The sequence below is a fragment of the Bacillus canaveralius genome (genome assembly GCF_002860125.1).
In the GTDB taxonomy this organism is placed as follows: Bacteria; Bacillota; Bacilli; order Bacillales; family Cytobacillaceae; genus Bacillus_BJ; species Bacillus_BJ canaveralius.
On sequence record NZ_PGVA01000008.1, the window covers coordinates 104,337 to 116,771 of the forward strand.

Annotated in this window: 15 protein-coding genes; 1 reads left to right on the forward strand and 14 read right to left on the reverse strand. The window is 45.0% G+C overall.

The genetic code is table 11. The features are described from left to right. Window positions 1–14 precede the first annotated feature (14 nt). From upp to spoIIR, 10 genes are all read right to left on the reverse strand, one after another. Window positions 15–644, reverse strand: a complete 630-nt coding sequence (gene upp / locus CU635_RS04915; RefSeq protein WP_101576063.1) for a uracil phosphoribosyltransferase — start codon at window positions 642–644, stop codon at window positions 15–17. Window positions 645–851: 207 nt separating this feature from the next. Beyond that, entirely contained in the window at window positions 852–2,084 is a 1,233-nt protein-coding gene (glyA, locus tag CU635_RS04920; RefSeq protein WP_101576064.1) for a serine hydroxymethyltransferase, read from the reverse strand. A 244-nt stretch (window positions 2,085–2,328) separates the two neighbouring features. After that, window positions 2,329–2,898, reverse strand: a complete 570-nt coding sequence (locus tag CU635_RS04925; protein WP_101576065.1) for a TIGR01440 family protein — start codon at window positions 2,896–2,898, stop codon at window positions 2,329–2,331. Window positions 2,899–2,961: 63 nt separating this feature from the next. Beyond that, a complete protein-coding gene (gene rpiB / locus CU635_RS04930; protein WP_101576066.1) occupies window positions 2,962–3,402 on the reverse strand; it encodes a ribose 5-phosphate isomerase B in 441 nt (146 codons plus the stop codon). 150 nt (window positions 3,403–3,552) lie between these two features. Further along, window positions 3,553–4,848 carry a methyl-accepting chemotaxis protein gene (locus CU635_RS04935; RefSeq protein WP_101576067.1) on the reverse strand — a complete coding sequence of 432 codons (1,296 nt, stop codon included), beginning with the start codon at window positions 4,846–4,848 and terminating at the stop codon, window positions 3,553–3,555. A 21-nt stretch (window positions 4,849–4,869) separates the two neighbouring features. Then, entirely contained in the window at window positions 4,870–5,313 is a 444-nt protein-coding gene (locus CU635_RS04940; protein WP_101576068.1) for a low molecular weight protein arginine phosphatase, read from the reverse strand. 114 nt (window positions 5,314–5,427) lie between these two features. Then, window positions 5,428–5,979 carry a manganese efflux pump MntP gene (locus CU635_RS04945; protein ID WP_101576069.1) on the reverse strand — a complete coding sequence of 184 codons (552 nt, stop codon included), beginning with the start codon at window positions 5,977–5,979 and terminating at the stop codon, window positions 5,428–5,430. Between the two features lie 128 nt (window positions 5,980–6,107). Further along, window positions 6,108–7,154, reverse strand: coding sequence for an L-threonylcarbamoyladenylate synthase (locus tag CU635_RS04950; protein ID WP_101576070.1), 1,047 nt, complete (start codon window positions 7,152–7,154; stop codon window positions 6,108–6,110). 181 nt (window positions 7,155–7,335) lie between these two features. After that, window positions 7,336–7,779, reverse strand: a complete 444-nt coding sequence (locus CU635_RS04955; protein ID WP_101576071.1) for a GNAT family N-acetyltransferase — start codon at window positions 7,777–7,779, stop codon at window positions 7,336–7,338. Between the two features lie 226 nt (window positions 7,780–8,005). Next, window positions 8,006–8,683, reverse strand: coding sequence for a stage II sporulation protein R (gene spoIIR, locus CU635_RS04960; protein ID WP_101576081.1), 678 nt, complete (start codon window positions 8,681–8,683; stop codon window positions 8,006–8,008). Between the two features lie 210 nt (window positions 8,684–8,893). Between spoIIR and CU635_RS23240 the strand changes: the two genes are divergently transcribed. Beyond that, window positions 8,894–9,070: a hypothetical protein gene (locus CU635_RS23240; protein ID WP_180956459.1), complete on the forward strand. Its 177-nt coding sequence runs from the start codon at window positions 8,894–8,896 to the stop codon at window positions 9,068–9,070. 36 nt (window positions 9,071–9,106) lie between these two features. Here CU635_RS23240 and prmC read toward each other — a convergent pair whose 3' ends face one another. The 4 genes from prmC to rpmE all read right to left on the reverse strand — a co-directional run bounded on the left by prmC (window position 9,107) and on the right by rpmE (window position 12,234). After that, window positions 9,107–9,964: a peptide chain release factor N(5)-glutamine methyltransferase gene (gene prmC / locus CU635_RS04965; protein ID WP_101576072.1), complete on the reverse strand. Its 858-nt coding sequence runs from the start codon at window positions 9,962–9,964 to the stop codon at window positions 9,107–9,109. 1 nt (window position 9,965) lies between these two features. Further along, window positions 9,966–11,039 (reverse strand): peptide chain release factor 1, encoded by a 1,074-nt coding sequence (prfA, locus tag CU635_RS04970; protein ID WP_101576073.1) that lies wholly within the window; start codon window positions 11,037–11,039, stop codon window positions 9,966–9,968. Window positions 11,040–11,225: 186 nt separating this feature from the next. Next, window positions 11,226–11,846 (reverse strand): thymidine kinase, encoded by a 621-nt coding sequence (locus CU635_RS04975; RefSeq protein WP_101576082.1) that lies wholly within the window; start codon window positions 11,844–11,846, stop codon window positions 11,226–11,228. A gap of 178 nt (window positions 11,847–12,024) precedes the next feature. Next, a complete protein-coding gene (gene rpmE, locus CU635_RS04980; RefSeq protein WP_101576074.1) occupies window positions 12,025–12,234 on the reverse strand; it encodes a 50S ribosomal protein L31 in 210 nt (69 codons plus the stop codon). Between the last annotated feature and the right edge of the window lie 201 nt (window positions 12,235–12,435).

Sequence of the window (12,435 nt, forward strand, 5' to 3'; positions counted from 1 at the left end):
TACACCTCTTTAGATTACTTCGTTCCGAATAGACGGTCGCCGGCATCGCCTAAGCCCGGGACAATATAGCCATGGTCGTTAAGCTTTTCATCGAGGGCGGCAATATAGATATCGACGTCCGGGTGCGCTTGCTTCACCGCTTCGACCCCTTCTGGAGCAGCGATTAAACACATGAACTTAATATTTTTCGCACCGCGCTTTTTGAGAGAGTTGATTGCTTCAATAGCAGATCCGCCCGTCGCAAGCATCGGATCAACGACGATAAAATCTCTTTCTTCGACATCACTCGGAAGCTTCACATAATACTCGACCGGCATTAATGTTTCCGGGTCGCGGTAGAGGCCAATATGGCCGACCTTTGCAGCGGGGATTAATTTTAAAATCCCGTCGACCATGCCGATTCCGGCCCGCAGGATCGGAATGAGCCCAAGTTTTTTACCGGCTAATACTTTTGATTTTGTCCTATTGACCGGTGTCTCGATTTCGATGTCCTCCAAAGGCAGGTCACGGGTGATTTCAAATGCCATCAATGTGGCAACCTCGTCGACAAGTTCACGGAATTCCTTTGTGCCTGTTCCCTTGTCACGAATGTATGTAAGCTTATGCTGAATGAGTGGGTGATCAAAAACATATACCTTTGCCATAACAATCTCCCCTTTTCTTCTCAATTTTAAATTTTATGTTTCACTGTATGTAAAAAGCCGTCTACACACTTCGTCTAATTTTACAGAAAAAACGCCCGTTGAGCAACTCGGGCCGCAAACTGTAAAAGAAACGTCATAATTGGATTTATGACCGCCTGAAAAAAATAGCCCGGCTCTGCTTTAAACGCAGAACCGGGCTTTCTTTTTTTAATATAGTTGAAATTTTCCTGTTAAATTAAGGACGCGTTGCTTTGCTTCCTCAAGCTTTTCAGCGTCTTCATGATTCTTTAGAGTGAATGCAATAAGCGAGCCTATTTCATCCATTTCAGCTGTGCCAAATCCTCGCGATGTAACCGCTGCTGTGCCGATCCGGATTCCGCTTGTAACAAACGGGCTTTCCGGGTCAAACGGAATTGTATTTTTATTAACGGTAATTCCGACTTCGTCAAGAACTTTCTCAGCAACCTTCCCGGTTATCGCGAGTGAACGCAAATCCAAAAGCAGCAAATGATTATCGGTCCCGCCTGAGACGAGGTCGAGCCCTTCGCTTTGCAGTTTTTCCGCTAACCGCTTCGCGTTTTCAACAATATTTTTTGCGTACTCTTGGAAGCTGCCTTGTAGTGCTTCACCGAATGCGACTGCCTTTGCTGCAATAACATGCATAAGCGGCCCGCCTTGAATCCCCGGGAAAATTGATTTGTCAATTTTCTTAGCGAACTCTTCCTTGCATAAAATCATGCCACCGCGCGGACCGCGCAGCGTCTTGTGTGTCGTAGTGGTCACGAAATCAGCGTACGGAACGGGATTTGAATGCAATCCAGTCGCAACGAGCCCGGCGATATGGGCCATATCTACCATCAGGTACGCACCGACTTCATCAGCAATCTCCCGGAATCGTTTAAAATCTATTTCACGGGGATAGGCGCTTGCACCGGCGACAATCAATTTTGGTTTATGTTCGCGAGCTTTAGCAAGCACATCATCATAATTAATGCGTTGGTTTTTTTCATCAACACCGTATTCGACAAAGTTATATTGGACGCCACTGAAATTAACTGGACTTCCATGTGTTAAATGGCCTCCGTGGGACAGATTCATCCCCAATACCGTATCACCGTGTTCCAAAATCGTAAAATAAACGGCCATATTCGCTTGTGCGCCTGAGTGCGGCTGGACGTTTACATGTTCAGCACCGAAAATTTGCTTTGCTCGGTCGCGGGCCAAATTTTCGACCACGTCTACATGCTCACAGCCGCCATAGTAACGGCGTCCAGGGTAACCCTCTGCGTATTTGTTCGTCAACACAGATCCTTGTGCTTCCATTACTGCCTCACTGACGAAATTTTCTGATGCGATTAATTCAATCTTTGTCCGCTGCCGTCCCAGTTCGTCCTGTATTGCTTGAAAAACCTGCTCATCCTGTTGTGCCAAATGCTTCATCTTCATCCTCCTTTGATCAACCGCACTGTTAAATAATAATATGTACTGAAAACATGACTTGTTTGAAAATTCTTTTATATTTTAACATGCTTTCTGCTTGAAAAGATAGATAAGGTGTAAGGAAATCAGCCAATTTTCGATTATTTACCGGGAAATTTTTAACGTAACCGTTTCCAATGTCCTTAAGCATTTGAAAAAACAAACCTATCGAAAAAAGCCTTTGCAGGCGGCAAAGGCTTTACGCTTAACGGCAGGATTGTGTATCCCGATTTGTTTCATATACGGCCCGCGATCCACCGATTAACTTAGGACGGGTTTTCGCAAGGGTGACATGGGCGCCGCCCACCTGTTTTAAAGAAACCCGGACAGGCACAGCAACCGGCTTTAAATGCATGCCGATGAAAGTATCGCCAATATCAATTCCCGCGTCGGATTTAATGTGTTCGACAATGACAGGATCAGTAAAGTGGCTAAAAGCATAAGTTGCCATTGCCCCGCCTGCGGAACGGACGGGAATAACCGCTACTTCTTCCAGACCTTTTTGTTCTGCGGTGGATCGCTCGACAACAAGCGCCCTGTTTAAATGTTCACAGCATTGAAAAGCAAGCTGGACACCGGTTTGTTCCTGAAACAGCTTTATCTGGCGGAAGATCATCGCAGCTGTTTCTTCTGTTCCAGCTGTTCCGATCCGGCTGCCCGCCACTTCGCTCGTGCTGCAGCCGACAACAAGCAGATTCTTTTCCGAAAGCGATGCCTGCTCTTTAAACTCTGACAGGATTTGATTTAAGTCTTTTTCCCATTTCTCTATCGCCATAAAAGCCCACCCTTTTTAAGCTTTTATTATATTAGAACCCAGCTAAGATCCACAAAGTACCGGCTATTTGCTTTCATATTCGTTAATTTTTCCGATCCGGTTTGCATGGCGGCCTCCCGCAAATTCTGCCGTCAGCCATGTCTTAGCAATTTCACGAGCCAGACCAGGTCCAATTACCCGTTCGCCCATCGCAAGAATGTTGCTGTCATTATGTTCCCTGGTCATCTTTGCACTGAAAACATCGTGCACAAGGGCACAGCGTATGCCTTTCACTTTGTTGGCAGCGATGCTCATGCCAATGCCGGTTCCGCAAATTAAAATGCCCCTGTCAAATTGTCCGTTGGCTACTTTTTCAGCGACAGGGAGTGCGTAATCGGGATAATCAACAGATGTGCTGCACTCGCACCCAAAGTCTTCGTATTCAATTCCGAGTTCATCCATTAAGCTCTTTATTTCTTCACGAATATTTATTCCGCCATGATCTGATGCAATCGCAACCTTCATTTAAATCCCCCATATAAAAGCTGTCGTTTCCTTTATTTTGACATAACGATGAAAATTAATAAAGAAAACCCTCTCTGGTTTAAACAATTTGCCCGGTGTAGTGAAATTAAGGCCCCCGACTATAAGTCGAAGGGAGCCTTTCTCGCAAAATTATAATTTAAAACGGGTGATTGTGCTTTTCAGTTGTTCTGCTTGGGCTTTAAGCTGAGCCGCGCTGCTTTCTACGTTGGCAATAACCATTGCCTGCTGCTGGGTAGATGTGGCTACTTCCTGGGCAGCCGCGGAAGTTTCCTCGGCAATTGCTGCCACCTCCTGAGACTGGGTGGAAGTATGCTGAATACCTTCCATTTGCCTGTCGACAAGAGTGGTAATCGCCGCAACCGCTTCCGCCATTTCATTGACGGTTCCGGCCATTTCTTCGATGACCTCTTTCGTTTTTGTTCCTTTTTTCGCTTCTTCATTGGCCGTTTTGACCTGGCCGGAAATTTGTTCGACGACATTTTGAACTTCTTTTTGAATATCTTTAATCAATTCAGAAATCCCTTGAACTGCCTTCCCACTTTCATCTGCGAGCTTCCTGACTTCTTCGGCAACGACAGCAAAGCCTTTGCCGTGCTCACCTGCACGAGCTGCTTCAATAGACGCATTCAAGGCAAGTAAATTGGTCTGTGCGGCAATATCGCCGACAAGCTGGATGATCTGTTCGACCTTTGCTGCATTTTCCTCAAGGCGTTTAACAGTATGTAAGGAATGCTGGTTTTCTTTAGAAAGCTTTTCAATTCCTGCTATTAAGGAATGAATGACTTCTTTCGATTCGCGTAAATCGTTGACCATTTCCTGCGAAACCATTCCAGATACTTTGGCCTTTTCCTGCACCTCTTCCGCAATTTTGATCACATCTTCTACAGACTCAGCTGTGGACTGAATCGAAACGGCTGAGTTATCAGCACCCGCCGAGATCTCGCGGATTGTCCGGGAAATCGCTTCGGCTTGTAATGACGCTGCTGATGACTCCTTTGAAATAGCAAGGACCTTTGCATTCGTGTCCTGGAAATTTCCATCGATGTTCTGCACCATATCTCTTAAGCTGAACAGCATGTGGTTAAAAGCAATTCCAAGTGAGCGGATTTCATCATCGGAATTGGAGACTTCAGCGTCTTCCTTTATATCACCATGGGCCGCTTTAATCGCGATTTTTTCTAGCCTTTGCAACGGTTTAATGATAAAGCCTGCCGCGATAAATGCAAGGATTCCTGACCAAATAATTCCTAAGGACAAGGTGATAGCACTAAAGCTCATCTCGCCGATTGCGATCATCTCGTTAATATAAGGGTACAAAAAGTAAATAAATACTGCACTGGTCGTATATGTTATAAACGCCAGAGCTGTCGTAAACAGGACAAGCTTCTTCCTTAATCCAAATTTGTAGCGCTTTTTCTCCTCCATCAGTTTCTCCTCCGAACATTGTTAAATGTTTTTTAAACGTGTCATGATTTTGTCGATTACTTCGTGAATTTCTTGATAGGTTTGCCGGTAAAGGTGAACCGGTCCGCCATAAGGATCAGCAATATCTCGACCTGCATCATTTCCTGCAAACTCATATAATGTAAACGTTTTATCTGCCGCGTATGGAAACTGGCTGATAACAGACGCTTTGTGCGCAGCGGTCATCGTTAAAATATATGTAGCCCAATCGATTTCTGCTTTTGTTAAAAGCGTAGAGCGATGCTCATGGAAAATATTATTTTCTTCGAGAACCTTGTTCGCATTGGGTGATGCCGCACTGCCCACACCCGCAAACACACCCGCGGATCGTACCTCAATTCCGGGAATGGATTTGCTTTTTAAGATTGCTTCAGCCATTGGGCTCCGGCACGTATTCCCCGTACAAACAAATAAAATGCGTGTCATCGATGATTGCCTCCTTTATTTACATTATAAGCCATTATTACCTATTACAATAGACTTGCTTTAAAAAAAGAGAACAGACACCTTTAAAGGTGCCCGTTCGACGATTATGTATCCTTAAAATGAGAAGAGAAGCTTGATGCCAAATGCGAGAAGTATGCTCCCACCAAGTGCTTCGCTGTATGCCCCCAGCAAACCCCGGACTTTCCTGCCGAGATATAGGCCGAGCCACGCCAGCACGGTGGCAGCTGCACCAAAACAGATTAACACTAATGCTGTTTTCGCTCCGTAAATGCCAAGCGTTAACCCGACTGAAAAGCTATCAAGGCTGACGCTTAATGCAAAAATGAGCATTCCGAGGCCTACGGGGGTGATCATGCTGCTTTCTTCGTCCTTAAAAACAGCCAGAATCATTTGCACGCCAAGAATAACAAGAAGCATTCCACCAATATAGCCGGCGATTGCACCAAATTTTTCTGATAAAAATCTGCCTGCAATCATTCCGAGCATAGGCATCCACAAATGGAATATACCGATTGTGAATCCTATTTTAAAGATCTGCCTGAGACGAAGCTTGTACATTCCCATTCCAAGGCCGACCGAAAAAGCGTCCATTCCTAGTGCAAATGCCACGACGATTAGTGTAAAAACTTCTCCAGTTACCACCATTTTTGTTCACCCCTTGGACTTGCTATTTCATCATATGCACGTCCAAAGGGATTTAGAAGCTGGTTATTAAACCGCTCATTCAATAGAAAAAAGCGCACTCTTCCCAGAATGCGTCCCTGTCTGCCAGACTATTCTTCCTTGATCAACCGCTGGCCTGCCGCTTTCATCAGGCGGTTCATGACAGCCTCACCAACGCCAATCCGCGGGAAAACTTCTGAAAAAATGACATCAAGATCCTTGGCGTTAAACTCCCTTAACGTATCATACAAAGAGCTGGCAACCGTTTCCGGCTTGTCCCGGCTCCCGCAGCCAAGCACGGCATCGGCTTGAAAAAAAGCGACGTTTTCTTCAGTGGTTAACACGCCTGCCTTCAATCCCAGTTTCCTTTTCTCATTAATGAGCTCTTGCAAAAAGTCACGGCTTCCTTCTACTAAATAGAGAGGAGCATTTGGTGCATAATGCTGATACTTCATGCCTGGTGATTTTGGTGCTATTTCTTGATCTGCCAGAGCCGGATCCAATTGGACTTTACCAACAACCGCCTCAATCTGCTCAACCGTAGCTCCGCCCGGCCTTAAAATAACCGGGACCGGCCCGGTGCAATCAATAACAGTCGATTCAACACCGACCCCTGTTGCTCCGCCGTCAATAATGCCGCTTATTCTCCCGTACAAATCATCATGGACGTGCTGCGCCGAAGTCGGGCTTGGTTTGCCGGACTGGTTTGCGCTCGGTGCTGCAATCGGCAACCCTGTTTTTTTAATTAAGGCAAGAGCTACCGGGTGATCCGGCATTCTGACCGCAACTGTTGACAGGCCGGCTGTTGCTTTAGCGGATAACTGTCCCGCTTTTTTATTGAAGACAATGGTCAATGGTCCCGGCCAGAAATGATCCATTAACATCCCGGCTTTTTCAGGAACTCCATCCACAAAACTGTCGAGTTGCTCTTTTTTTGCAATGTGGATAATTAACGGATTATCCGCCGGCCTGCCTTTCGCTTCGAAAATCTTTGCCACAGCAGTGTCACTATCGGCATTTCCGCCCAACCCATATACTGTTTCAGTAGGAAAAGCGACTACTTCATTTTCTTTTAACAAAGCGGCGGCTTCAGAAATCTGTGGATAATCTTCTAAGTTAGTCACAAACTTATCCACTGACCAAAATTTTGTATCCATGTTCATCCACCTTTTATGTCAACTCAAAATACTCTCTATTTACCGGTGTTTTTACTTCAGAATCTAGTAATTGCTACCTTTGAAAGTATAAAAGAAGATGGAGGGGAACACAAGTTTTATCCACAAAATGTGTATAAACATTGTGATTTTGTGGATAAAACTGTGGATATATCCACATTACTTACATGGATAACGTTAAAAATCGGGAATTATCCACATCCAGAATGAATTTCACGTGTTTGAGCTGACGGATAGACATCGGCAAGTCCTCACTCTCAATTGCGGTAAAACCAAGCATATTAAAAAAAAGCAAACTGCCCTGTTTATTTGTTGCCAAGTATAACTCTTTCAACTGCTTATCCCGCGCTAAGATGAGCATTTGTTCAAACAACATCAAAATTATCTTTTCTGCCATTCCTTCGCTGATCACAAGGGAACGCAGCAGTCCCGCTTCACCTGCAGGCTCAATACCGACCGTCGCTTTTAAGTTACCGTGCACGTCTTCAACCAGCAAAAAATAATCAATTGCAGCCGCCACTCCCTCCGTGCCAAGTTTAGCATCTTCGAGAAATGTTAATAACCTTGCCAAATCCTGTTCATTTGCACAACGTACGATTGTGTCCATCAATCCACCTCATTTTTCCTATTCTATTACTATGAATATGAAAGAATATAAAAAAGTAGACCCGGTGAACAGAAAGTCTATTTTTTTGAAATAAAGTTTATTATATACACTAGGTAATCTCCCTTACGAGCCCTATCTTTCGTTGCTTTTCCGTGTTCCCGGCCCTGCTGATAAAATGCCTTTTGATGATTTGCAGTTATATTTGCGCCGCACATTTTACAAAATTTCATTCAAAAAGCTTCGCCCAAAGCTCCTTTACAAAGAACTTAACCTCAACTGGCTCTTCATCTTTTGCCGTATATACGGGCGCTTTTTGACCATCGTTCACGACCTCGACTGCTTCCTTAACCGGTTGCAGTGTTTCTTCACTGTCCTTTACCGTCTGCTCTTCTTCACTTACGGCAACACCGTTTGAAAAGTCAAGAAAACATAGGGGCGGAAATAATACGCACCACCAGTTCGCCCCTTTTCCTTCGCCCAGTGAAATGAGGATCGCTTCATACTCTCCAGCCGGGTAAAGAAATTGTCCGTACAGTTTAGTCGGAAATTGGACTCGGCCAAATTCAGCTTTTACCGTTTGCGACGATTGTTCCCGCGCGACAACTTCTTCGGCGATTTTTTGAATCTCCGGAAGCCTGGATTGAATTAAGCTTCTTGCCTCTTCAATTGACGTAAGGTCCGCAACCCATTCAGAAATCTCTGCATTTACCGCATCGCGGACAAGCCTTTTTAATGCTTGGTCCTGCTCTGTATCACTGTTTGCAAGAATTCGCAGCCGGATCGCTTCATTTGGAATCACGACTGCGTCGCTCGCGGCCGCTTCATTTTTCGGTATATATAAGTTCAAGAGCGTGCCTATTGATAGAATCACAATATAAGCCCACGCCAATGTTTTCGTTCTCATCGCCAACACCGTCCCTTCACTACCCCCATTGTGGACAAAATGTTAGAATCTTAAACTAGTAATTGCAGAAATCGTGGTAGCTTTTATTCGTCATCATTCAGCGAGCACGATAATCGTGGATTTTGATTAAAAACAGTGCGATTGTTGCACCCGGGGAGGTGTTTATCTGCGAAAAGGAGCTGTTTACCCGCGACTGGCTGGGTTCCATCTATGAGCGGTTCTTGGTTTATCCGCGGAAAAGTACTGTTTATCCGCGAAAAAGTACCGTTTATCCGCGAAAAAGTATGGTTTATCCGCGGAAACGTATGGTTATCCGCGAAAAGTCCCGTTTATCCGCGAAAAGTCCCGTTTATCCGCGAAGTGACCCTACTGTCTAAAACATTGTAAAAAGACCCTTAGCCAAAAGGCTAAGGGTCTTCTGCATCAGCTGATATAAGCAAATACAATGCGGTCTTTTCTATTTATGTCATAAACGACATCAACGTCAGCATCAGGGAAAGTCTTTTTTAACAATGCCGCAACATCATCGCTCTGGCCGGCGCCGATTTCAAAGCCGATAAGCGCTTTGTCTTTTACAACGAGTGGCAATTCGGCCATAAATCTTCGGTAAATATCCAGTCCATCATCACCTGCAAAAAGGGCAAGATGAGGCTCGTGATCTTTAACGACTTCCGACATTCCATCGATATCCCGAAGAGGAATATAAGGAGGGTTTGAGAGGATGACATCAAATTTCTGCCCTGCTTCGATAAATGGTTTCAGTAAGTCTCCGTGGATGAACTGCAGATCCGCCCCAAGATTTCTTGCATTGTTTTTGGCGACATTGAGGGCGGCAACCGATATATCCGAAGCTGTTACGTTTAGTGCAGGCAGCTCGAGTTTGATTGTGATCGCGATTGCCCCTGTCCCCGTCCCGGCATCGACAACCTCCAAAACGTCTTCCTGGTTAAAAAGGCTGCCTATTCTCTTTATCGCTTCAAAAACGAGCTCTTCTGTTTCCGGACGCGGAATGAGCACATGCTCATTTACTTGAAAAGTTCGGCCATAAAACTCTTCGCTTCCAATAATATATTGTACTGGCATGCCCTTGACATGTAGAGCTATTCCTTCTTGAAAGGACTGCATTGTTTCATCGGGCAGGCCGGCATGGAAGCTCGCGAACAGAGCGGCCCTGTCCATGCCTGTATAATGGCGAAGCAGCAGCTCAGCCGCGTGCTGCTCCCGGCCATTTTTCATTAAAAAAGAAGAAGCCCAGTTCAGGGCTTCGTATATTTTTGCCATCTTACAGCTCTCCTGCACTTTCAAGCTTTTTGGATTGGTCTTCTAAAACCAATGCATCAATGATGTCGTCGAGCTTGCCTTCTAGAATCTGGTCAAGCTTTTGAATCGTTAAGCCGATGCGATGGTCAGTTACCCGGTTTTGCGGGAAATTGTAAGTCCGGATCCGTTCTGAACGATCACCGGTGCCCACAGCCGATTTACGCACCTGGTCATATTCGGCCTGGGCTTCCTGCTGAAATTTATCATATACACGGGCACGCAATACTTTCATCGCCTTGTCCTTGTTTTTATGCTGGGATTTCTCATCCTGGCAGGAAACGACGATACCTGTTGGAATGTGGGTTAAACGAACGGCAGACATCGTCGTGTTTACGCTCTGTCCGCCCGCGCCGCTTGATGCAAATGCATCAAAACGGATATCTTTATCGTGGATTTCAACTTCAACGTCTTCTGCTTCCGGCAGGCAAGCAACCGTAGCTGTTGAAGTATGGATCCGTCCGCCGGATTCCGTTTCGGGCACACGCTGGACACGATGGGCACCGTTTTCAAATTTTAGCTTTGAAAAGGCCCCTTTTCCGTTGATCATGAAAATAATTTCTTTGAATCCGCCCAGACCGGTCGGATTTGCATCAATGATTTCCGTCTTCCAGCCTTGGATTTCGGCAAAACGGCTGTACATTCGGTAAAGGTTCCCGGCAAATAACGCGGCTTCGTCCCCGCCTGCTGCACCGCGAATCTCGAAGATCACGTTTTTGTCGTCATTCGGGTCCTTCGGAACTAACAATAATTTTAAACGAGCTTCTAGATTCTCCATTTGTTGCTCAAGCTCTGACAATTCTTCCTTGACCATTTCGCGCATTTCAGGGTCGAGCTTGTCATCAAGCATTGCCTTTGCATCCTGGAGTTGCTCGCGTACCTGTTTATACTCGCGATACGTATCAACCGTATCTTGAATATCGGATTGTTCTTTTGAATAATCTCTTAATTTATTTGTATCATTAACAATTGAAGGATCACTTAAAAGCTCATTAAGCTTTTCATAGCGGTCCTCAACAGCTTGAAGTCGATCAAACATAGCAACTCACCTCTATTTTCATCATGCTCTTTGCAAGAACAGAGCCTGTGATCACACTAATCCATAACAGTCTAATTATAGTACACGGAACAATGGCAGTCAAAAAAAAGATGGGATATGCGAATTCATAAGGAAACGACAAAACCCCGCAAAAGCAAAAGCCAGGCGGGGGTCGAAATATAAGAACTATGATAAAGTTTCAGTTTTCAGCCGGGACGAGCTGCCTTTGGACGATTTCGGGACTTCGTGGTGATGACGGCAGCGCGGTTCGTATGATTCTGAAGCTCCGACCAAAATAACCGGATCATCATAAGAGGCTGGATTTCCATTTATCAACCGTTGCGTACGGCTTGCCGGCGATCCGCAAACAGCGCAAACGGCCTGGAGCTTTGTCACAAGCTCGGCAATCGCCATAATAGCAGGCATTTGCCCAAACGGTTCGCCGCGGAAGTCCTGGTCAAGGCCAGCAGCAATCACCCTGTAGCCGCTGTTGGCAAGCTGCTGGATTACTTCAACAATCTTCTCGTCAAAGAACTGGACTTCATCGATTGCGATTACATCCACTTCGGCGTCAATATACTGAAATATGTCGGCTGACTTTGAAATCGGAATAGCGATAAACGAGTTGCCATTATGCGAAACAACTTCTTCGTTGCTGTATCGGTTATCAATTTTCGGCTTAAAAACCGCTATTTTTTGCTTGGCAAATTGAGCTCTTCTTACACGGCGAATTAATTCTTCCGATTTCCCGGAGAACATACTTCCGCAAACTACCTCAACCCATCCGCTCTGTCTCATTTCATACATGAATGGCGTCTCCTTCCTTGTCCCTGCCAAATGATACTTTAAAAGCACAATACAGTTCGTATCTGTTTGTCCTACTATTAGCAAGTGAGCAAAAAACAAACCTTTTTTCTTATGTATACCTGATTCTTTAAAATAAAAAACAGGCAAGCGCTGAAAACCTCTTGCCTGTTTCTGACATTTATTCTTGGTTCTTAAGGCCGTATTTTTTATTGAATCGGTCAACACGTCCGCCTGCTTCAGCAAACTTTTGACGACCTGTATAGAATGGGTGGCACTCAGAACAAGTCTCTACGCGAATTCCGTCTTTAACAGAACCCGTTTCAAACTCATTACCACAAGCGCATTTCACCGATACTGTTTTATAGTTAGGATGAATTCCTGCTTTCATTCTTTTCATCTCCTTTTCCGCCCTGAGTCTTTCGAAACAGAGTTATAATTACGGCTGTATGACCAAACCGTAAATTTCAAAACCATACAAATGATATTATAACAAGATGACTGCTGATTTGCAAGAAGTGATTTTAAGCAGTTTGAGTCAAGCATTTGTTGGCGGAATTTATTTCCACCTAAAACGTGTAAGCGGATTCAT